This window comes from Pseudomonas sp. AIG, from assembly GCF_977020205.1.
Genome location: NZ_CDROCK010000021.1, coordinates 1 through 21129 on the forward strand (window position 1 = coordinate 1; position 21129 = coordinate 21129).

Here is a 21129-nt window from a genome sequence, read left to right on the forward strand (position 1 = left end):
TTTGGTTACTTTTTCGGCGTCTGGAAAAAGTGACCCGCCGTAAGGGCGGAACCCTGAGCGGCCGTTACCGCAGCAACGGATATGCACTCAGATCGAAAAATGTGTCGCGTTCAAGATCTACCCCCTCACCCCAGCCTTCTCCCCCAAGGGGGCGAGGGGGAAGGGAGCCGATCTCCATGCAGTTCAAAATCCAATTCAACTCGATCTACCCCGAAGAAACCCGCTCACACGCTCGGCGGCGCTGGCCAAATGCTGTTCATGGGTAAACCCGGAAACCTTTAATGGCTTGAGGTCATGATCGCCAGCAGCTAACCACGCCACCTCAATACTCGGTGACAAGGTGTAAGCCTCAACCGCCTCCCGATTGCCCAGCGCATCCCGCTCGCCTTGCACAATCAACGTCCGAGCCTGCAAAGAAGCCAAATGCTCAACCCGTGGTTTCTCCGGCTTCCCCACCGCATAAAACGGATAACCCAAACACACCAACGCATCAGCGCCCAATTCGTCAGCCAAAAGACTGGCCATCCGCCCGCCCATGGACTTCCCGCCAATGGCCAAAACCCCAGTGACATGACGTCGCACTTCAGCAAACACCTCACGCCAACATTCCTGCAATTTCGCAGCAGTATTCGGCGGCCGCTTCACGCCATCCACCCGCCGCTGCGCCATATACGGAAACTCAAACCGCAACACGTTCACACCCAGTGCAGCAAGGCGCCCAGCCATATCGTTCATCCAGTCACTGTCCATCGGCGCACCAGCACCGTGGGCAAGGATCAACGTCGCCGAAGCCTCACCACTGGCGGCGTCCCAAAGCCACCCATGATCACGCACGCACTGCGCCCATTGATCCCCGTCAATACTGGCCTTGTGCTGTTTGTCCATGCTTGCCTCGCTTTTAGTCTGCCTATAACTCCAGACGAAGGATTCGCCGCGTGTCTTGCGCGCGCTCACTTCGGCTGAACCGTGGATGGGGAACCATGAACACTTCTATCAGTACCGCCTACAACTACAAGGTGGTCCGCCAATTCGCCATTATGACGGTGGTGTGGGGCATCGTCGGCATGGGCCTCGGGGTTTTTCTCGCGGCCCAATTGGTCTGGCCCGAACTCAACTTCAATTTGCCCTGGACCAGTTTCGGCCGTCTGCGCCCGCTGCACACCAACGCGGTGATCTTCGCGTTCGGTGGCTGTGCACTATTCGCCAGTTCGTTCTACTCGGTGCAACGCACCTGCCAGACCCAATTGTTTGCGCCAAAAATCGCCGCGTTCTGCTTCTGGGGCTGGCAACTGGTGATCCTGCTGGCGGCGATCAGCCTGCCACTGGGTTACACCAGCTCCAAGGAATACGCGGAGCTGGAATGGCCGATCGACATCCTGATCACCATCGTCTGGGTCGCTTACGCCGTCGTGTTCTTCGGCACGATCATGCAGCGCAAGACCAAGCACATTTATGTGGGCAACTGGTTCTTCGGCGCGTTCATCATCACCGTGGCGATTCTGCACATCGTCAACAACCTTGAGTTGCCGGTGAGTTTCACCAAGTCGTACTCGGTGTACGCCGGTGCAACCGACGCAATGGTGCAATGGTGGTACGGCCACAACGCCGTGGGCTTTTTCCTCACCGCCGGTTTCCTCGGGATGATGTACTACTTCGTGCCGAAACAGGCCGAGCGTCCGGTGTATTCGTATCGCCTGTCGATCGTGCACTTCTGGGCGTTGATCACCCTGTACATCTGGGCCGGCCCGCACCACTTGCACTACACCGCGCTGCCGGACTGGGCGCAGTCGCTGGGCATGGTGATGTCGCTGATTCTGCTGGCACCGAGCTGGGGCGGCATGATCAACGGCATGATGACCCTCTCGGGCGCCTGGCATAAATTGCGCAGCGACCCGATCCTGCGCTTCCTCGTGGTGTCGCTGGCGTTCTACGGCATGTCGACCTTCGAAGGTCCGATGATGGCGATCAAAACGGTCAACGCCCTCTCCCACTACACCGACTGGACCATTGGTCACGTACACGCTGGCGCCCTGGGTTGGGTGGCGATGATTTCCATCGGCGCGCTGTACCACATGATCCCGAAAATCTTCGGCAAAGCGCAGATGCACAGCGTCGGTTTGATCAACGCGCACTTCTGGCTCGCAACCATCGGCACCGTGCTCTACATCGCTTCGATGTGGGTCAACGGCATCGCCCAGGGCCTGATGTGGCGCGCAGTCAACGAGGACGGCACGCTGACCTACTCCTTCGTCGAAACCCTGGTGGCCAGCCATCCAGGCTTCGTCGTGCGGCTGATTGGTGGGGCGATCTTCCTCAGCGGCATGTTCCTGATGGCTTACAACACCTGGCGCACCGTGCGGGCCTCGCAGCCTGCTGACGTCGTTGCTGCCGCGCAGATGGCCTGAGGAGTCCGCCATGAAACACGAAACGATTGAAAAGAACGTCGGCCTGTTGATGTTGCTCATGGTGTTTGCCGTGAGCATCGGTGGCCTGACCCAGATCGTCCCGCTGTTCTTCCAGGACGTCACCAACAAACCGGTGGAAGGCATGAAGCCCTACACCGCGCTGCAACTGGAAGGCCGTGACATCTATATCCGCGAGGGCTGCGTCGGTTGCCACTCGCAGATGATCCGTCCGTTTCGCGCCGAAACCGAGCGTTACGGGCACTACTCGGTCGCCGGCGAAAGCGTCTGGGATCACCCGTTCCTGTGGGGCTCGAAACGCACCGGGCCGGACCTCGCCCGGGTCGGCGCGCGTTACTCGGATGACTGGCACCGCGCGCACTTGTACAACCCGCGCAACGTCGTACCGGAATCGAAAATGCCGGCCTACCCGTGGCTGGTCACGCAAGCGGTCGACAGCAGCCACACCGAAACCAAGCTCAAGACCATGCGCACCCTCGGCGTGCCGTACACCGACGACGACATCAGCGGCGCGGTGGCCAGCCTCAAAGGCAAGACCGAAATGGACGCCCTCGTCTCCTACCTGCAAGTGCTCGGCACTGCGATCAAGAGCAAGAGGTGAGCACGATGATCATTGAAATGAGTGCAGGCCTGATTCGCGGCCTCGGCACGGTCGTGGTGTTCGTCGCCTTCGTCGGTTTGACCTTGTGGGTGTTCAACCGCAAGCGCACCCCGGAGTTTGCCGAAGCACGTCTGCTGCCGTTCGCCGACGAACCGCAAGCCGAAATAACCCAAGCAAATGAAACAAGGAGTACCCGGCCATGACCACCTTCTGGAGTACGTGGATCTGCGTACTGACCATCGGCAGCCTGATCGGCCTGACGTGGCTGCTGATCGGCACCCGCCGGGGCGAAACCAAGGGCAGCGTCGACCAGACCATGGGCCACAGCTTCGACGGCATCGAGGAGTACGACAACCCGCTGCCGCAGTGGTGGTTCATGCTGTTCGCCGGCACGCTGGTGTTTTCCGTGGGCTATCTGATCCTCTATCCGGGCCTGGGCAACTGGAAAGGCATCCTGCCGGGTTACGAGGATGGCTGGACCGGCGTGCACGAGTGGGAAAAGGAAATGAACAAGGCTGATGCCAAGTTCGGCCCGATCTTCGCCAAGTTCGCCGCCATGCCGGTGGAAGAAGTGGCGAAGGATCCACAGGCGCTGAAAATGGGTGGCCGCCTGTTCGCTTCAAACTGCTCGGTGTGCCACGGCTCGGACGCCAAGGGCGCGTTCGGTTTCCCTAACCTCGCCGACAGTGACTGGCGCTGGGGCGGCGATGCCGAGACCATCAAGACCACCATCATGGGTGGCCGGATGGCGGCGATGCCAGCATGGGGCGAAGTGTTGGGCGAGGCCGGGGTGAAAAACGTGGCCGCTTATGTGCGTCATGAACTGGCCGGTCTGCCATTGCCCGCCGACAGCAAGGCTGACCTGCAAGCCGGACAGCAGGCGTTCAGCACCACGTGCGTAGCCTGTCATGGGGCAACCGGCCAGGGCACTGAAGCCATGGGGGCGCCGAATTTGACGCACCCGGCCGGGTTTATCTATGGCACCAGCCTGACCCAACTTGAACAGACCATCCGCCATGGTCGTCAGGGTCACATGCCAGCGCAGAACGAGTTGCTGGGTAACGATAAAGTGCAATTGCTCGCCGCTTATGTGTACAGCCTGTCACATGGATTGAATACAGAAAAACTGATTACTGAAGACAACAAGAAATAAGCATTGCGTACACATCTGCCGCACCATTCTCGGTGCGGCAGCATCCAGCCCCTTTGCGACGCATTGTCGCACCCCTTCACACCCTCTCCTTTCGGTTCCCCTGATTCGGGTCTACGCTTGCTCGATGCGGACTGGCTTGTGCCGGTTCCAGGTCAACGCTGACTGCTGTGTTCTGCGAACCGGCTGACTGATGTGGCCGCAAACGCCGGTAGATACCGGCTGTCGTGCCATTTACCGTCCGTCACCCGAACCGAGCGTTTGAACACACCTCGTTACAAGCGACCTGAACCCCTCGCTTTTTTCGTCCGCTGCGACATTTTGTCCGAGGCTGATTTTGTCCTTACGCGGCGCATGGAAAGGCCGCAGAATCAGCCTTGGAAAGCATTGACCCAGGTCATGGCGCGTTGCAATGACCCCCTGCTCTCTGCATACTTGCGGCCGATTTTAATCCTAATAAAACACCCAAACCGTGGAACCTTAGAATGAGCACAGCAATCAGTCCGACTGCTTATAACTATAAGGTAGTCCGCCAGTTCGCCATCATGACGGTGGTCTGGGGGATCCTTGGCATGGGGCTCGGTGTCTTCATCGCCTCGCAACTGGTCTGGCCGGAATTGAACTTCGGTCTGCCGTGGACGAGCTTTGGACGCCTGCGCCCGTTGCACACAAACCTGGTGATTTTCGCCTTCGGTGGTTGTGCACTGTTTGCCACTTCCTACTATGTCGTGCAGCGAACCTGCCAGACGCGACTGATTTCCGACAGCCTCGCGGCCTTCACCTTCTGGGGCTGGCAAGCGGTGATCGTCGGCGCGATCATTACCTTGCCGCTGGGTTACACCACCACCAAGGAATACGCGGAACTGGAATGGCCCCTCGCCATTTTGCTGGCCATTGTCTGGGTCACCTACGGTCTGGTGTTCTTCGGCACCATTACCAAGCGCAAAACCAAGCACATCTACGTGGGTAACTGGTTCTACGGCGCGTTCATCGTGGTCACGGCGATGCTACACATCGTCAACCACGCGTCCTTGCCGGTGAGCTTCTTCAAGTCCTACTCTGCCTACTCGGGCGCGACCGACGCGATGATCCAGTGGTGGTACGGCCACAACGCGGTGGGCTTCTTCCTCACCACCGGTTTCCTCGGGATGATGTACTACTTCGTGCCGAAACAGGCCGAACGCCCGATCTATTCCTATCGCCTGTCGATCGTGCACTTTTGGGCACTGATCACCCTGTACATCTGGGCCGGCCCGCACCACTTGCACTACACCGCCCTGCCGGATTGGGCACAATCGCTGGGCATGGCGATGTCGATCATTCTTCTGGCGCCAAGCTGGGGCGGCATGATCAACGGCATGATGACCCTGTCGGGCGCCTGGCATAAGCTGCGCACCGACCCGATTCTGCGTTTCCTCGTGGTCTCCCTGGCGTTCTACGGCATGTCGACCTTCGAAGGGCCGATGATGGCGATCAAGACCGTCAACTCGCTCTCGCACTACACCGACTGGACCATCGGCCACGTACACGCCGGCGCGCTCGGCTGGGTGGCGATGATCTCGATCGGCGCGATCTACCACATGATCCCGAAACTGTTCGGTCGTGCGCAGATGCACAGTGTCGGCCTGATCAACGCGCACTTCTGGCTCGCGACGATCGGCACCGTGCTGTACATCGCTTCGATGTGGGTCAACGGCATCACTCAAGGCCTGATGTGGCGTGCAATCAACGACGACGGCACCCTCACCTACTCGTTCGTTGAAGCGCTGCAAGCCAGCCACCCGGGCTACATCGTCCGCGCCCTGGGCGGTGCTTTCTTCGCCAGCGGCATGTTCCTGATGGCTTACAACGTCTGGCGCATCGTGCGCGCCTCGAACCCGGCCGAAGCCGAAGCCGCTGCCCAGATCGCTGTCGTTGGAGCTCACTGATGAAGCATGAAGCTGTCGAGAAGAATATTGGCCTGCTGGCCTTCTTCATGGTCATCGCCGTCAGCGTTGGCGGCCTGACCCAAATCGTTCCGCTGTTTTTCCAGGACGTCACCAACAAGCCGGTCGAAGGCATGAAGCCTCGTTCGGCGCTGGAACTGGAAGGCCGCGACGTCTACATCGCCAACGGCTGTGTCGGCTGCCACTCGCAGATGATCCGGCCGTTCCGTGCTGAAACCGAACGTTACGGCCACTACTCGGTCGCCGGTGAAAGCGTCTGGGACCACCCGTTCCTGTGGGGTTCCAAACGTACCGGTCCGGACCTGGCCCGTGTCGGCGGTCGTTACTCGGATGACTGGCAACGTGCGCACTTGTACAACCCGCGCAACGTGGTGCCTGAGTCGAAAATGCCGGCTTACCCGTTCCTCGTGGAAAACAAGCTCGACGGCAAAGACACCGCCAAGAAAATGGAAGTGTTGCGCACGCTCGGCGTTCCTTACACCGACGAAGACATCGCCGGGGCCAAGGATGCCGTGAAGGGCAAAACCGAAATGGACGCGCTGGTGGCCTATCTGCAAGGCCTGGGCACCATCATCAAAAGCAAACGGTGAATTAGATGGATATCGGGATGATTCGTGGCCTGGGCACCGTTGTCGTGATGGTGGCCTTCATCGGTCTGGCGCTGTGGGTGTTCAGCCCCAAGCGCAAGTCGGAGTTTGAAGACGCGACCTTGTTGCCTTTTGCGGATGATCCCGAAGCCATCAAGCACGTCGAGCAAGCTTCTAGGAGTAACAAAGAATGACTACATTCTGGAGTCTGTACGTCACAGTCCTCAGTCTCGGTACGATCTTCGCCCTGACCTGGCTGCTGCTGTCGACCCGCAAGGGCCAGCGCAGCGAACAGACGGACGAGACAGTCGGGCACTCCTTCGACGGGATCGAGGAGTACGACAACCCACTGCCGAAATGGTGGTTCATGCTGTTTGTCGGCACCATCGTGTTTGCCTTGGGTTACCTGGTGCTGTACCCGGGCCTGGGCAACTGGAAAGGCCTGCTGCCGGGTTACAACTACCTCGATAACGACAAGCAGACTGCGTTCGCCAACGGCCAGACCGGCTGGACCGGCGTGCACGAGTGGGAAAAGGAAATGGCCCGTTCGGACGCCAGGTTCGGTCCGATCTTCGCCAAGTTCGCCGCGATGCCGATCGAAGAAGTCGCCAAGGATCCGCAAGCACTGAAAATGGGGGGCCGCCTGTTCGCCTCCAACTGCTCGGTGTGCCACGGCTCCGACGCCAAGGGTGCTTATGGTTTCCCTAACCTGACCGATGCCGACTGGCGCTGGGGCGGCGAGCCGGAAACCATCAAGACCACCATCATGGGCGGTCGCCACGCGGTGATGCCGGCCTGGGCTGAAGTGATCGGGGAGCAAGGCGTTGCCGACGTCGCAGCGTTCGTCGTGACCAAACTCGATGGCCGCAAATTGCCGGAAGATACCAAGGCTGACCCGGAAAACGGCGGCAAACTGTTCGCCGCCAACTGCGTGGCCTGCCACGGTCCGGAAGGCAAAGGCACCCCCGCCATGGGCGCGCCGAACCTGACCCACCCGGGCGCGTTCATCTACGGTTCGAGCTTCGCGCAACTGCAGCAGACCATCCGTTACGGCCGTCAAGGCCAGATGCCTGCGCAGGAACAACTGCAAGGCAACGACAAGGTGCACCTGCTGGCGGCTTACGTTTACAGCCTGTCCCACGGTGAGAAAGCACCGCAAGCGAACGCCGAATAAGGCCATCGCTTGAAACAAAAAAAGGCCCCGCCAATGTTGATTGGCGGGGCCTTTTTTCATGCTGGCATTCATGACATGAAACGTCACCCGATCTCCTGCGCCCCTGCTCTTTGGCAGGAGCGCTTTCGCCGGTGCCGTTATTCCATGGGTTGATCAGATGAACGCCGCTGAGTTGTGAGAACCCCGGATTAGCCGCCACGCCAAAACCGTCCATACTCAACAAGTCAATTGACCTGCATCAGGCTTTGCTGCATTCGCTACACCATTCAGGTTTTTTCCCCAACGCGACCAAAGGTCGCACCCTTGAGCCAGGGCGACCGGCGTATCATTGCGCCACTGCAACAGCCCTTTTTGACCTTGGTTGGCACGTATCGACCGAGGCATTTTTCCACTGCCGTGGGATGCAATGATGAGCAACCAGATTCCGGTACACGACGTCACACCACCGAGCAAAAACGCGAACAACAGCGTTGATCTTTACGCCTCTCGAGAAAAAATCTACACCCGCGCTTTCACTGGCCTGTTCCGCAATCTGCGGATGATGGGTGGGGCTGCATTGTTCCTGCTGTATTTCGGCACGGTGTGGCTGAACTGGGGCGGCCATCAGGCCGTATGGTGGAACCTGCCGGAGCGCAAGTTCTTCATCTTCGGCGCCACCTTCTGGCCGCAGGATTTCATCCTGCTCTCCGGCCTGTTGATCATTGCTGCATTCGGCCTGTTCTTCATCACCGTGTATGCCGGCCGTGTCTGGTGCGGTTACACCTGCCCGCAAAGTGTCTGGACGTGGATTTTCATGTGGTGCGAGAAGGTCACCGAAGGCGACCGCAACCAGCGCATCAAGCTCGACAAGGCGCCGATGAGCGCCAACAAGTTGCTGCGCAAAGCCGCCAAACACTCGATGTGGCTGCTGATCGGTTTTGTCACCGGCATGACCTTCGTCGGCTACTTCTCGCCGATTCGCGAACTGGTTTTCGAATTCTTTACCGGCCAGGCTGATGGCTGGTCGTATTTCTGGGTCGGTTTCTTCACCCTCGCCACCTACGGCAACGCCGGTTGGCTGCGCGAGCAGGTGTGCATCTACATGTGCCCGTATGCGCGCTTCCAGAGCGTGATGTTCGACAAAGACACACTGATCGTTTCCTACGACCCGCGTCGCGGCGAAAGCCGTGGCCCGCGCAAGAAAGGCGTCGATTACAAGGCCCAGGGCTTGGGCGATTGCATCGACTGCACGATGTGCGTACAGGTCTGCCCGACTGGCATCGACATCCGCGACGGCCTGCAGATCGAGTGCATCGGCTGCGCCGCGTGCATCGACGCCTGCGACAGCATCATGGACAAGATGGATTACCCGCGCGGGCTGATCAGCTATACCACCGAACACAACCTGTCCGGGCAGAAAACCCATAAACTGCGGCCACGCCTGATCGGCTATGCGGTGGTGCTGCTGGCGATGATCAGCCTGTTGGTCACTGCATTCGTGATGCGCTCGCTGGTCGGTTTCGACGTCAGCAAGGACCGTGTGCTGTACCGCGAAAACGCCGAAGGCCGGATCGAAAACGTCTACAGCCTGAAGATCATGAACAAGGACCAGCGCGACCACACTTATGTGCTGGAAGCCGCCGGGTTGCCCGACCTGCGCCTGCAAGGCAAACGCGAGATCAAGGTCGCGGCCGGCGACATCGTCAGCATGCCGGTCGAATTGTCGAGCGCACCGGAACAACTGCCATCGAGCACCAACGAGGTGAAATTCATCCTCAAGGATGCTGATGACGACAGCGTCCACGTTGAAGCCAAGAGCCGATTCATCGGCCCACAAATCCGTTGAGAGAACTGAACATGCCCGCAGCAAACGCCGCAAGTCCTTGGTACAAGCACCTTTGGCCATGGATCATCATCGGGATTCTGGCCTGTTCGGTGACCCTGACCCTGTCGATGGTGACCATCGCGGTGAACAACCCGGATAACCTGGTCAACGACAACTATTACGAGGCGGGCAAAGGCATCAACCGTTCGCTGGACCGTGAACTGTTGGCGCAGAATCTGAAGATGCGTGCGGCTGTGCATCTGGATGATGTTACTGGTGAAGTTGATTTGCGTTTGAGCGGTGAGAGTCAGCCGAAGACGCTGGAATTGAATCTGATCTCGCCGACGCAGCCGGAGAAGGATCGCAAGATTGTTCTGACTCGCAGCGAGACTGAAATCGGCCGTTATATCGGTCAACTGGGCGACAAGGTTGAAGGTCGTCGCTTTGTCGAGTTGCTCGGTAGTCAGGATGATCACGTCTGGCGGATGTTCGAAGAAGAGTTGGTCAGCCATGACAAGGATTTGCTGCTCGGTGACGAGCCGCTGCAAGGTGCGGAAGACCTGAAGAAGTAAGCCTGACTCTGATCGTTCCCACGCTCTGCGTGGGAACGCAGCCAGGGGCGCTCCGCGTCCCAGCCGAAGCGGACGCGGAGCGTCCGGGGAGGCATTCCCACGCGGAGCGTGGGAACGATCATCGGAACACGTGCCATGACCAGCCCACTCCCCTGCTACCACTGCGCCCTGCCCGTCCCGTCCGGCAGCCGCTTCACCGCTGTCGTACTCGGGCAATCCCGCGAGTTCTGCTGCCCCGGCTGTCAGGCCGTGGCTGAAGCCATCGTCGCTGGCGGCCTGGAAAGCTATTACCAACACCGCAGCGAAGCCTCGGCCAACCCCGAAGCGCTGCCGGTGCAACTGACCGACGAACTGGCGCTGTACGACCGCGCCGATGTCCAGCAGCCCTTCGTCCGCCATGAAGGCGAACTGGCCGAAACCACCCTGCTGATGGAAGGCATCAGTTGCGCCGCCTGCGGCTGGCTGATCGAAAAACACCTGCGCACGCTGCCGGCCGTGGCCGAGGCGCGCCTGAACCTGTCCAACCATCGCCTGCACGTGCGCTGGGCCGACGCGCAACTGCCGCTGAGTCAGATCCTCGCCGAACTGCGCCACATCGGCTACGCCGCCCACCCATATCAGGCCGACCGCGCCAGTGAACAACTGGCCAGCGAAAACCGTCTGGCCCTGCGCCAACTCGGCGTGGCTGGATTGCTGTGGTTCCAGGCGATGATGGCGACCATGGCGACATGGCCGGAATTCAACATCGACCTCAGCCCCGAGCTGCACACGATCCTGCGCTGGGTCGCGCTGTTCCTGACCACGCCGATCGTGTTCTACAGCTGCGCGCCGTTTTTCAAAGGGGCGATGCGCGATCTGCGCACGCGCCACCTGACCATGGACGTCTCGGTGTCGCTGGCGATCGGCAGCGCCTACATTGCCGGGATCTGGACCTCGATCACCGGCGTCGGCGAGTTGTACTTCGACGCGGTGGGGATGTTTGCGCTGTTCCTGCTGGCCGGGCGCTATCTGGAACGTCGCGCCCGCGAGCGCACCGCCGCCGCGACGGCGCAACTGGTCAATCTGTTGCCTGCCTCGTGTCTGCGGCTGGACAACAACGGCCAGAGCGAACGCATCCTGCTCAGCGAGCTACGTCTCGGCGAGCGGATTCTGGTGCAGGCCGGCTCGATTCTGCCGGCGGATGGCAAAATCATCGACGGCCAGTCGAGCATCGACGAATCGCTGCTGACCGGCGAATACCTGCCGCAACCGCGCGTACCGGGCGATGCGGTCACCGCCGGCACGCTCAACGTCGAAGGCGCGTTGACCGTGGAAGTGCAGGCGCTGGGACACGACACGCGCCTGTCGGCCATCGTTCGTTTGCTCGACCGCGCCCAGGCGGAGAAACCGCGACTGGCGGAAATCGCCGACCGCGCCGCGCAATGGTTCCTGCTGTTATCACTGATCGCAGCGGCGGCCATCGGCTTGCTCTGGTGGGAACTGGATTCATCCCGGGCATTCTGGATCGTCCTCGCCATGCTCGTCGCGACCTGCCCGTGCGCGCTGTCGCTGGCGACGCCGACCGCGCTGACGGCGGCCACCGGCACCCTGCACAAACTCGGTCTGTTGCTGACCCGCGGCCATGTGCTGGAAGGCTTGAATCAAATCGACACGGTGATCTTCGACAAGACCGGCACCCTCACCGAAGGTCGACTGGTGCTGCGCTCGATTCGCCCGCTCGGCGCACTCGACAGCGAACAATGCCTGAGCCTCGCCGCTGCGCTGGAAAACCGTTCGGAGCATCCGATTGCCCGCGCGTTCGGCCGTGCGCCGCTGGCGGCGGAAGAAGTCCACAGCACGCCGGGACTTGGCCTTGAAGGTCTGGTTGGCGAGCAGCGTTTGCGCATCGGCCAGGCAGAGTTTGTCTGCGCCCTCAGCGGCGCTGCGGCACCGTCAATGCCGGACGAGGCCGGCCAATGGTTGCTGCTTGGCGACGCTCAGGGGCCGCTGGCGTGGTTCGTCCTCGACGATCGCTTGCGTGATGACGCCCCCGCCCTGCTCGCTGCGTGCAAGGCGCGTGGCTGGCGTACGCTGTTGTTGTCCGGCGACAGCTCGCCGATGGTCGCCAGCGTCGCCGCCGAACTCGGTATCGACGAAGCCCGTGGCGGCTTGCGCCCGGACGACAAGCTGCAAGTTCTGCAGCAACTGCACAAGGAAGGCCGCAAAGTGCTGGTGCTCGGCGACGGCGTCAATGACGTGCCGGTACTGGCAGCGGCCGACATCAGCGTGGCCATGGGTTCGGCCACCGATCTGGCGAAAACCAGTGCCGACGCCGTGCTGCTGTCCAACCGCCTCGACGCTTTGGTCCAAGCCTTCACTCTGGCGCGGCGGACCCGCCGGGTAATCATCGAGAACCTGCTGTGGGCGGCGCTGTACAATGGCCTCATGTTGCCGTTCGCCGCCCTCGGCTGGATCACTCCGGTGTGGGCTGCCGTCGGCATGTCGATCAGTTCGTTGACGGTGGTGCTCAATGCCTTGCGCCTGACTCGCTTGCCGAGTCCGCCGCCCGCCAGCACCCGCTCGCAAACCCGCCCGCTGCCGGCCTAAGCCGCACGGGCGTCTGGAGTACAGATGCCAGCTCTCTATGTGATGATCCCGGCCGCGCTGCTGATCGTGGCCATCGCCGTGTACATCTTTTTCTGGGCGGTGGACAGCGGTCAGTACGACGACCTTGACGGCCCGGCGCACAGCATCCTGTTCGACGATCAGGATCCGAACCACACCGCAGCGGTGGACGAAGCCCGCGCCAACAAACCGGACGACAAGGCGCCCCCTCATGCTTGAACTGGCGCCATTGCTGGTCTCGGCATTGATCCTCGGGCTGCTCGGTGGCGGTCATTGCCTGGGCATGTGCGGCGGGTTGATGGGCGCGCTGACCCTGGCGATTCCCAAGGAGCAACGCAGTCGGCGCTTTCGTTTGCTGCTGGCGTATAACCTTGGGCGAATTCTCAGTTATGCCACGGCGGGATTGCTGATTGGCCTCGCAGGCTGGGCGGTCGCGAACAGCCCAGCCGCATTGTTCATGCGCGTGCTGGCCGGGTTGTTGCTGATCGCCATGGGTTTGTATCTGGCCGGTTGGTGGAGCGGACTGACACGCATTGAAAGTCTCGGACGCGGTTTGTGGCGCTACATCCAACCCGTCGCCAACCGCTTGTTGCCGGTGTCGAGTTTGCCTCGTGCGTTATTGCTGGGTGCGTTGTGGGGCTGGCTGCCCTGCGGACTGGTTTACAGCACGTTGCTGTGGTCGGCGAGTCAGGGCAATGCGCTGGACAGTGCGTTGTTGATGCTCGCCTTTGGCCTCGGCACCTGGCCGGTATTGCTGGCGACGGGGCTTGCGGCGGAACGCGTCACGGCCATTTTGCGCAAACGCAGCGTGCGCATGGCTGGTGGATTACTGGTAATTCTGTTTGGCATCTGGACATTGCCGGGGCCGCATCAACATTGGTTGATGGGCCATTAGATCGGCGGCGCGGCCTTCGCGAGCAGGCTCGCTCCCACAGGGGATTTGAGGCGTACAGAAAATCTGTGGGAGCGAGCTTGCTCGCGAAGAGGCCTGCATGATCAACACACCTCCTCCCCCGTTGATGCAAATCAACAGCCCCATCGCCGCCCCCCGATAGACTCGCTCACACTGCCAGCCTATCCGGGGGAATGCCCGCATGCTCGATGCCATTCGTTGGGACTCTGATCTGATCCGCCGCTACGACCTGGCGGGGCCGCGCTACACCTCTTATCCGACGGCCGTGCAATTTCACGGTCAGGTCGGCACCTTCGACCTGTTTCATGCCCTGCGCGACAGCCGCAAGGCCCTGCGCCCCTTGTCGCTGTACGTGCACGTGCCGTTCTGCGCGAACATTTGCTACTACTGCGCCTGCAACAAGGTCATCACCAAGGATCGTGGTCGCGCCCTGCCCTACCTGCAGCGGCTGGAGCAGGAAATTCAGTTGATCGCCTGCCACCTCGACCCGGCCCAGAAAGTCGAGCAACTGCACTTTGGCGGCGGCACCCCGACCTTTCTCAGCCACGACGAACTGCGTCAGTTGATGGCGCACCTGCGCAAGCATTTCAATCTGCTGGATGACGACTCCGGTGATTACGGCATCGAGATCGACCCGCGTGAAGCCGACTGGTCGACCATGGGCCTGCTGCGCGAACTGGGTTTCAACCGGGTCAGCATAGGCCTGCAAGACCTCGACCCGGCGGTGCAGCGTGCGGTCAATCGCCTGCAAAGTCTGGAAGAAACCCGCGCGGTGATCGATGCGGCGCGCACCCTGCAATTTCGCTCGATCAATATCGACCTGATTTACGGCTTGCCCAAGCAGACGCCGGACAACTTCGCCCGCACCGTCGAGGAAGTGATCAGCCTGCAACCGGACCGGCTCTCGGTGTTCAACTATGCGCACCTGCCCGAGCGTTTCATGCCGCAGCGACGGATCAATGGCAATGAGTTACCGGCGCCCGCGCAGAAACTGGAAATGCTCGAACACACCATCGAACAGCTCACCGCCGCCGGCTATCGCTACATCGGCATGGATCACTTCGCCCTGCCCGACGATGAGCTGGCCATTGCTCAGGAAGAAGAAACCCTGCAACGCAACTTCCAGGGTTACACCACTCACGGCCACTGCGATCTGATTGGTCTGGGGGTTTCCGCGATCAGCCAGATTGGCGATCTGTACTGCCAGAACAGCAGCGACCTCAACGAGTACCAGAACACCCTCGCCGCCGCCCAACTGGCGACCAGCCGGGGCTTGGTGTGCAACGCCGATGATCGCTTGCGCCGTGCGGTGATTCAGCAACTGATCTGCAATTTCAGCCTGGAATTCGCCGAGATCGAGCAGCAGTTCAACATCGATTTTCAGGGCTATTTCGGCGCGCTGTGGCCGCAGCTGCAAGGCATGGCCAGTGATGGCCTGATCGAGCTGGATCGCGAGCGGATCGAAGTGTTGCCAGCGGGACGTCTGCTGGTGCGCTCGGTGTGCATGGTGTTCGATGCCTACCTGGAACAGCAGAACCGCCAGCGTTTTTCGCGGGTGATTTAGTTTTTCATCAGCAGCGAGCCGACTTTCATATTCTGATCCGCGGTCAGGCCCGACTGCCCCACCACTTTCGATAAAGCAAGATTGGCCGTGATCAGACCGGTATTCAACGCGGCGATGGCGCCGCGCAGCGCGGCGGTTTTGATGATCTTTTCTTCGTTGGAGAGGCGCTTGTCGGCCATGAGCGCTTCGATGAGCGCCTTTTTCTCGGCGATTTCTTTTTGCAGTTTGCGGATCATCTTCAGCAATTGCTGGATGTTCTCGGGCAAGCCGCTGCTCTCGATGTCGCTGTTCTCGCCACCGGCACTGGCGGACTTTTCGATCGATGCACCGGACAGCGACACTTTGACGCCCTCGACCAAGGTCGGGGTTGCCTCTTCGGTCGAGCCTGGGTCGCGTGCATTGCCAGACGCCGTTTTAAACGTCTCCGGCACTGCCGCAACATCGCTGTTACCCGGGCCCAGCGTGCCAATGGCGGCCATCGAATCGTTCCTTGTATGCACTTTGATACCTGTTTATCGGCTGCTGGCCCTGTGGCTTTATGGCTGTAGGGCAAAGTCGCCCCAGACTGGCCTGAATGTCCTCCCGTGGGTTACCCTTACTGCTTATGTGTGTTTTCCCACAAGGATTTAAGAAATGTCCGAGCCAGTCAAACTGCGCGCTCACAACCAGGCCCATTGCAAGGATTGCAGCCTGGCCCCTCTCTGCCTGCCACTTTCTCTGAATCTGGAAGACATGGATGCGCTGGACGAAATCGTTAAACGCGGCCGCCCGTTGAAAAAGGGCGAGTTCCTGTTCCGCCAGGGCGACACGTTCGATTCCGTTTATGCAGTACGCTCCGGCGCCCTGAAGACCTTCAGCCTGAGCGACAGCGGCGAAGAACAGCTCACCGGTTTCCACCTGCCGAGCGAACTGGTCGGTCTGTCCGGCATGGACACCGAGAAACACCCGGTGTCGGCCCAGGCGCTGGAAACCACCTCGGTCTGCGAAATTCCCTTTGAACGCCTCGACGAACTGGCCCTGCAACTGCCGCAGTTGCGCCGCCAGTTGATGCGCGTCATGAGCCGGGAAATCCGTGACGACCAGCAAATGATGTTGCTGCTGTCGAAGAAAACCGCGGACGAGCGCATCGCCACGTTCCTGGTCAACCTGTCCGCACGCTTCCGCGCTCGCGGTTTCTCGGCCAACCAGTTCCGTCTGAGCATGTCGCGCAATGAAATCGGCAACTACCTCGGTCTGGCGGTGGAAACCGTGTCCCGCGTGTTCACGCGCTTCCAGCAGAACGAGCTGATCGCCGCCGAGGGCAAGGAGATTCATATCCTCGACCCGATCCAGCTCTGCGCGCTGGCCGGTGGCTCGCTCGAAGGTTAATGTCGATCCGCGGTTGAGCGAAGCGTTTCAGCCGCGGGTATACTGCGCCGTTTGCAGCCCTGCCAGGACACCTCGACGATGGTCTTCGACTCCTTCGACATCAAATCGCTTATCCGCCCAGTGATCGACTTCCCGAAACCGGGCGTGATCTTTCGCGACATCACCCCGCTGTTTCAGTCGCCGACGGCCCTGCGCCTGGTGATGGACAGCTTCGCCCACCGCTATGTGGAAGCCGATTTCACCCACATCGGCGCGATGGATGCCCGTGGCTTCCTGATCGGCTCGGTACTGGCCTATCAGTTGAACAAGCCGCTGGTGCTGTTCCGCAAGCAAGGCAAACTGCCGGCGGACGTGCTGGCCGAGGGTTACGCGACCGAGTACGGCGAAGCGTTCCTGGAAGTGCACGCCGACAGCCTGTGTGAAGGCGATTCGGTGGTGATGTTCGATGATTTGATCGCCACGGGCGGCACGCTGATTGCGGCGGCCAACCTGATTCGCCGCATGGGCGCGCGGGTGCATGAGGCGGCGGCGATTATTGACTTGCCGGAGCTGGGTGGCTCGCAGCGTCTTGGGGACATGGGCATTCCTACCTTCTGCCTGACGCAGTTTGCGTTGACTGATAAATAATCAAGATCAAAAGATCGCAGCCTTCGGCAGCTCCTACATTGGGATGTGCGTTTCCCTGTAGGAGCTGCCGAAGGCTGCGATCTTTTGACTTTAAAGCCCCATCTGCTTGCTGATGATCTCGTTCATCACCTCCCGCGTCCCGCCGCCAATCGACAAGATGCGGTTATCCCGATACAGCCGTTCCACCAGACTCTCGCGCATGTAACCGAGCCCGCTAAGAATCTGCACCGCCTCGGTGGTGATCCGGTCCGACGTGTCCGTGGCAAAGTTCTTCGCCATGGAGATTTCCTTGATGACACTCTGCCCCGCCGCTATCTTCGCCGCTTGCCGGTAAGTGAATTCCCGCGAGACCTCCAGCGCCGTGGCCATCTCGGCGAGGCGATGCTTGATCACCTGAAACTTGCCGATCGGCTTGCCGAACGCCTCACGCTCGCGCGCCCATTTCAGGCTCTGCTCCAACGCCAGCTGCGAAGTCATGTTGGCCATCAACGCCAACGCCAGCCGTTCGCTCTGAAAATTGCCCATGATGCAGGCGAAGCCCATATTCTCGGCGCCGATCAGATTGCCCACAGGTACACGGCAGTCATCGAAGAACAACTCAGCCGTGTCCGACGCCCACCAGCCCATTTTCTTGAGCTGACGGCCAACGGTGAAGCCCGGCGTGCCCTTCTCGATCAGCAACAGGCTGATGCCGCCGAAACCCGGCGCACCGGTGCGCACCGCGACGGTGTAGAAATCCGCGCGCACGCCACTGGTGATAAAGGTTTTGCTGCCGCTGACGCGATAGAAATCGCCGTCACGCACCGCGCGGGTTTGCAGGTTGGCGACGTCGGAGCCGCCGCCCGGCTCGGTGACGGCCAATGCGCTGATCTTTTCGCCGCCAAGCACTTGTGGCACGACGCGGTCACGCACGTCGGGACGCGCCCATTTGACGATCGGCGGCAGACCGATGTCCAGCGATCCCAGCCCCGCTACCAGGCCGCCAGAGCCGCAGCGCATCAATTCCTCACTGGCGGCGACCTTGGCGAACAGATCGCCTGCATGGCTGCCTCCCAGCGCTTCGGGATAGCCGATGCCAAGAATGCCCGCCGCGCCCGCCTTCAGGTACAGCTCACGGGGGAAATTTTCGGCTTCTTCCCACTGATCGATGTCCGGCAGGATCTCGCGTTCGACGAAACGTCGGACACTGTCACGGACCAATTGGTGGCTGGGGTCGAAGTATTCCTGAAAGGCAGGCATGGGCGAGCTCCACGGAAGGGTTCGCCGAACTTAACCGAGCGCTTGCTTGGTTTTCAATAAGATTGTGGATGTGAAGCTCGGAAACCGAGTCGCATCGATCGCGAGCAGGCTCACTCCTACAGGGGAACGCATTCCAAATGTAGGAGTGAGCCTGCTCGCGATGGGGCCAGAACAGGCATTACAGTATTAGAGGGAAATCGGTTTACGCCCGGCAAACGAATGCGCCAGCGTGCCGCCATCGACCAGTTCCAGCTCACCACCCAGCGGCACGCCGTGAGCGATCCGCGAAGCGATCAGGCCTTTGTTGCTCAGCAGCTGCGCGATGTAATGCGCCGTCGCCTCACCTTCCACCGTCGGGTTGGTCGCAAGGATGACTTCAGTAAAAGTCCCCGCCTCCTCAATCCGCGTCATCAACTGCGGAATGCCGATCGCTTCAGGCCCGAGACCATCGAGCGGCGACAAATGCCCCTTGAGCACAAAGTAGCGCCCACGGAAGCCGGTCTGCTCGACCGCATACACATCCATTGGCCCCTCGACCACGCAGAGCAACGTGTCGTCACGGCGGGTATCGGCGCATTGCGGGCACAGATCGTCTTCGGTCAGCGTGCGGCACTGGCGGCAGTGACCGACCCCTTCCATGGCTTGGCTGAGTGCCTGAGCCAGACGCAAGCCGCCGCTGCGGTCACGCTCGAGCAACTGCAACGCCATGCGCTGGGCGGTTTTCTGACCCACGCCCGGCAAAGTGCGCAAGGCGTCGATCAGTTGGCGAATCAAAGGGCTGAAGCTCATGGGTAAAAAGTCCGACAAAACAACGAGACGCGGTTTATACCCGCGCCTCTGGCCAGCGTCAAATACTCAGTCCTGGGCAACCCGCACCACCAGTTTGCCGAAGTTGCGCCCCTCCAGCAGACCGATAAACGCCTCGGGCGCCTGCTCCAGGCCATCGACCACGTCCTCGCGGAATTTCACCTTGCCGTCGCGCACCCACGGCACCATGTGGCTGATAAATTCCGGCTGACGGTCGCCGTAGTCGTCGAACACGATAAAGCCCTGAATCCGCACGCGCTTGGTCAGCAGTGTGCGTTGCAGCATTGGCAGACGATCCGGGCCTTGCGGCGCTTCGGAGGCGTTGTACCCGGCGATCAGACCGCACAACGGAATGCGCGCCTTGGCGTTGAGCAGCGGCACCACGGCGTCGAATACATGACCGCCGACGTTCTCGTAATAGATGTCGATGCCATTCGGGCAGGCTTTGGCCAGTTGCTCGGCGAAATCGGGCGCCTTGTGATCGATGCAGGCATCAAACCCCAGCTCCTCGACGACGTATTTGCATTTATCGGCACCACCGGCCACGCCGACCGCGCGCAGGCCTTTGATCTTCGCCACTTGACCGACCACCGAGCCGACCGCACCGGACGCCGCAGCGACCACGAGGGTTTCGCCTTCTTTCGGCTGGCCGATGTCCATCAGGCCCATGTACGCGGTCATGCCGGGCATGCCCAGCACACCGAGGGCCATGGACGGGCTCGGCAACCCGGCCGGGATCGGGATGATATTGCGGCCGTCGCTGATGCTGTGGCTCTGCCAACCGGTGGCGCCGACCACCAGATCGCCTTTATGGAATTTCGGATGACGCGAATCCTCGACACGGCTGACAGCACCGCCAGTCATTACTTCGCCGATTTGTACCGGGGCGGCGTAGGACGGCGCGTCACTCATGCGTCCGCGCATGTAGGGGTCGAGGGACAGATAGAGGGTTTTCAGCAGTACCTCGCCGTCCGCAAGATCGGGCAGCGCTTCGCGTTCGAGGCGGAAGTTTTCCGGGGTCGGCGCACCGACCGGGCGTGAGGCGAGGACAAAGCGCTGGTTGAGGGTGAGAGGGTCGGACATGTCAGCGTCTCCTGTGAAGGGTGAATTCAGCGGGTATAGGGAGCAGACCGTTGAGGCTTTTGCGCGTTCGATGTTTATTCAGTTGGCCGTGATTGATCGTTCCCATGCTCCGCGTGGGAATGCCGCAACGGACGCTCCGCGTTCGGCTCTGGACTTGGAACGCGGAGCGTCCCGGGCTGCATTCCCACGCAGAGCGTGGGAACGATCAGTCAGAAACAAAAATGCCAGGCACAAGGCCTGGCATTTTTGTGTAGCTCATCTGCCGCCGAATGGCGAATCAGAATGGCAGTTTCATACCCGCTGGCAGGTTCATGCCGGCGGTCATGTTGCCCATTTTGTCCTGGCTGTTCTTTTCAATCTTGCGCACTGCGTCGTTGACGGCGGAAGCGATGACCGCTTCCAGCATTTCTTTGTCGTCTTCGCTCATGCCTTCAACCAGGCTTGGGTCGATGCTCACGCTTTTGACGTCGTGACGACCGGTCATCACCACGGTGACCATGTCGCCGCCGGCCTTACCGGTGACTTCGGCGTTGGCCAGTTCTTCCTGCATCTTGGCCATTTTTTCCTGCATCTGCTGCGCCTGCTTCATCAGGCCGGCCATGCCACCTTTCATCATGGGAATCACCTCAAAAGTACTTGGATCAAAACAGCGCCCGGCGAAGATTAG

Annotated in this window: 22 protein-coding genes; 16 read left to right on the forward strand and 6 right to left on the reverse strand. The window is 60.6% G+C overall.

The window, feature by feature from the left end:
- Window positions 1-195: 195 nt before the first annotated feature.
- Window positions 196-885 (reverse strand): alpha/beta family hydrolase, encoded by a 690-nt coding sequence (locus ACWR1S_RS13870; RefSeq protein WP_454563900.1) that lies wholly within the window; start codon window positions 883-885, stop codon window positions 196-198.
- A 95-nt stretch (window positions 886-980) separates the two neighbouring features.
- Here ACWR1S_RS13870 and ccoN (ACWR1S_RS13875) point away from each other — a divergent pair, with 95 nt between their 5' ends.
- The 14 genes from ccoN (ACWR1S_RS13875) (at window position 981) to hemN (ending at window position 15338) form a co-directional block, all read left to right on the forward strand.
- Window positions 981-2405 (forward strand): cytochrome-c oxidase, cbb3-type subunit I, encoded by a 1425-nt coding sequence (gene ccoN, locus ACWR1S_RS13875; protein WP_034152830.1) that lies wholly within the window; start codon window positions 981-983, stop codon window positions 2403-2405.
- A 10-nt stretch (window positions 2406-2415) separates the two neighbouring features.
- On the forward strand, window positions 2416-3024 hold the full coding sequence (gene ccoO, locus ACWR1S_RS13880; RefSeq protein WP_003223389.1) for a cytochrome-c oxidase, cbb3-type subunit II: 609 nt from the start codon (window positions 2416-2418) through the stop codon (window positions 3022-3024).
- Window positions 3025-3029: 5 nt separating this feature from the next.
- Entirely contained in the window at window positions 3030-3227 is a 198-nt protein-coding gene (locus tag ACWR1S_RS13885; RefSeq protein WP_123592872.1) for a cbb3-type cytochrome oxidase subunit 3, read from the forward strand.
- Window positions 3224-4177, forward strand: coding sequence for a cytochrome-c oxidase, cbb3-type subunit III (ccoP, locus tag ACWR1S_RS13890; protein ID WP_454563901.1), 954 nt, complete (start codon window positions 3224-3226; stop codon window positions 4175-4177). Before ACWR1S_RS13885 ends, ccoP (ACWR1S_RS13890) begins: the two co-directional genes overlap by 4 nt.
- A gap of 482 nt (window positions 4178-4659) precedes the next feature.
- A complete protein-coding gene (gene ccoN / locus ACWR1S_RS13895; protein WP_454563902.1) occupies window positions 4660-6102 on the forward strand; it encodes a cytochrome-c oxidase, cbb3-type subunit I in 1443 nt (480 codons plus the stop codon).
- Window positions 6102-6710 (forward strand): cytochrome-c oxidase, cbb3-type subunit II, encoded by a 609-nt coding sequence (gene ccoO, locus ACWR1S_RS13900; RefSeq protein WP_095047713.1) that lies wholly within the window; start codon window positions 6102-6104, stop codon window positions 6708-6710. Before ccoN (ACWR1S_RS13895) ends, ccoO (ACWR1S_RS13900) begins: the two co-directional genes overlap by 1 nt.
- A 5-nt stretch (window positions 6711-6715) precedes the next feature.
- Window positions 6716-6901 (forward strand): CcoQ/FixQ family Cbb3-type cytochrome c oxidase assembly chaperone, encoded by a 186-nt coding sequence (locus ACWR1S_RS13905; protein ID WP_003175465.1) that lies wholly within the window; start codon window positions 6716-6718, stop codon window positions 6899-6901.
- Entirely contained in the window at window positions 6898-7881 is a 984-nt protein-coding gene (ccoP, locus tag ACWR1S_RS13910; protein ID WP_454563903.1) for a cytochrome-c oxidase, cbb3-type subunit III, read from the forward strand. Before ACWR1S_RS13905 ends, ccoP (ACWR1S_RS13910) begins: the two co-directional genes overlap by 4 nt.
- A gap of 409 nt (window positions 7882-8290) precedes the next feature.
- Complete coding sequence (ccoG, locus tag ACWR1S_RS13915; RefSeq protein ID WP_454563904.1) at window positions 8291-9706, forward strand: cytochrome c oxidase accessory protein CcoG; 1416 nt, start codon at window positions 8291-8293, stop codon at window positions 9704-9706.
- A gap of 11 nt (window positions 9707-9717) precedes the next feature.
- Window positions 9718-10257 (forward strand): FixH family protein, encoded by a 540-nt coding sequence (locus ACWR1S_RS13920; protein WP_454563905.1) that lies wholly within the window; start codon window positions 9718-9720, stop codon window positions 10255-10257.
- A 135-nt stretch (window positions 10258-10392) separates the two neighbouring features.
- On the forward strand, window positions 10393-12843 hold the full coding sequence (locus tag ACWR1S_RS13925) for a heavy metal translocating P-type ATPase (RefSeq protein ID WP_454563906.1): 2451 nt from the start codon (window positions 10393-10395) through the stop codon (window positions 12841-12843).
- A gap of 24 nt (window positions 12844-12867) precedes the next feature.
- On the forward strand, window positions 12868-13080 hold the full coding sequence (gene ccoS / locus ACWR1S_RS13930; RefSeq protein ID WP_322846509.1) for a cbb3-type cytochrome oxidase assembly protein CcoS: 213 nt from the start codon (window positions 12868-12870) through the stop codon (window positions 13078-13080).
- On the forward strand, window positions 13073-13756 hold the full coding sequence (locus ACWR1S_RS13935) for a sulfite exporter TauE/SafE family protein (RefSeq protein ID WP_016984739.1): 684 nt from the start codon (window positions 13073-13075) through the stop codon (window positions 13754-13756). Before ccoS ends, ACWR1S_RS13935 begins: the two co-directional genes overlap by 8 nt.
- A gap of 199 nt (window positions 13757-13955) precedes the next feature.
- Window positions 13956-15338, forward strand: a complete 1383-nt coding sequence (gene hemN / locus ACWR1S_RS13940; protein ID WP_454563907.1) for an oxygen-independent coproporphyrinogen III oxidase — start codon at window positions 13956-13958, stop codon at window positions 15336-15338.
- Here the strand turns inward: hemN and ACWR1S_RS13945 are convergent.
- Window positions 15335-15817, reverse strand: a complete 483-nt coding sequence (locus ACWR1S_RS13945) for a hypothetical protein (RefSeq protein ID WP_454563908.1) — start codon at window positions 15815-15817, stop codon at window positions 15335-15337. The genes hemN and ACWR1S_RS13945 overlap by 4 nt on opposite strands.
- Before the next feature lie 154 nt (window positions 15818-15971).
- Here ACWR1S_RS13945 and fnr point away from each other — a divergent pair, with 154 nt between their 5' ends.
- Entirely contained in the window at window positions 15972-16706 is a 735-nt protein-coding gene (fnr, locus tag ACWR1S_RS13950; protein WP_003223347.1) for a fumarate/nitrate reduction transcriptional regulator Fnr, read from the forward strand.
- 78 nt (window positions 16707-16784) lie between these two features.
- Window positions 16785-17333, forward strand: coding sequence for an adenine phosphoribosyltransferase (locus ACWR1S_RS13955; RefSeq protein WP_187681066.1), 549 nt, complete (start codon window positions 16785-16787; stop codon window positions 17331-17333).
- 90 nt (window positions 17334-17423) lie between these two features.
- Here ACWR1S_RS13955 and ACWR1S_RS13960 read toward each other — a convergent pair whose 3' ends face one another.
- From ACWR1S_RS13960 to ACWR1S_RS13975, 4 genes are all read right to left on the reverse strand, one after another.
- A complete protein-coding gene (locus ACWR1S_RS13960; RefSeq protein WP_454563909.1) occupies window positions 17424-18572 on the reverse strand; it encodes an acyl-CoA dehydrogenase family protein in 1149 nt (382 codons plus the stop codon).
- Window positions 18573-18758: 186 nt separating this feature from the next.
- Complete coding sequence (gene recR, locus ACWR1S_RS13965) at window positions 18759-19361, reverse strand: recombination mediator RecR (RefSeq protein WP_064116893.1); 603 nt, start codon at window positions 19359-19361, stop codon at window positions 18759-18761.
- Between the two features lie 66 nt (window positions 19362-19427).
- A complete protein-coding gene (locus ACWR1S_RS13970; protein ID WP_454563910.1) occupies window positions 19428-20462 on the reverse strand; it encodes an NADP-dependent oxidoreductase in 1035 nt (344 codons plus the stop codon).
- 277 nt (window positions 20463-20739) lie between these two features.
- On the reverse strand, window positions 20740-21078 hold the full coding sequence (locus ACWR1S_RS13975; RefSeq protein WP_016984747.1) for a YbaB/EbfC family nucleoid-associated protein: 339 nt from the start codon (window positions 21076-21078) through the stop codon (window positions 20740-20742).
- Window positions 21079-21129 lie beyond the last annotated feature (51 nt).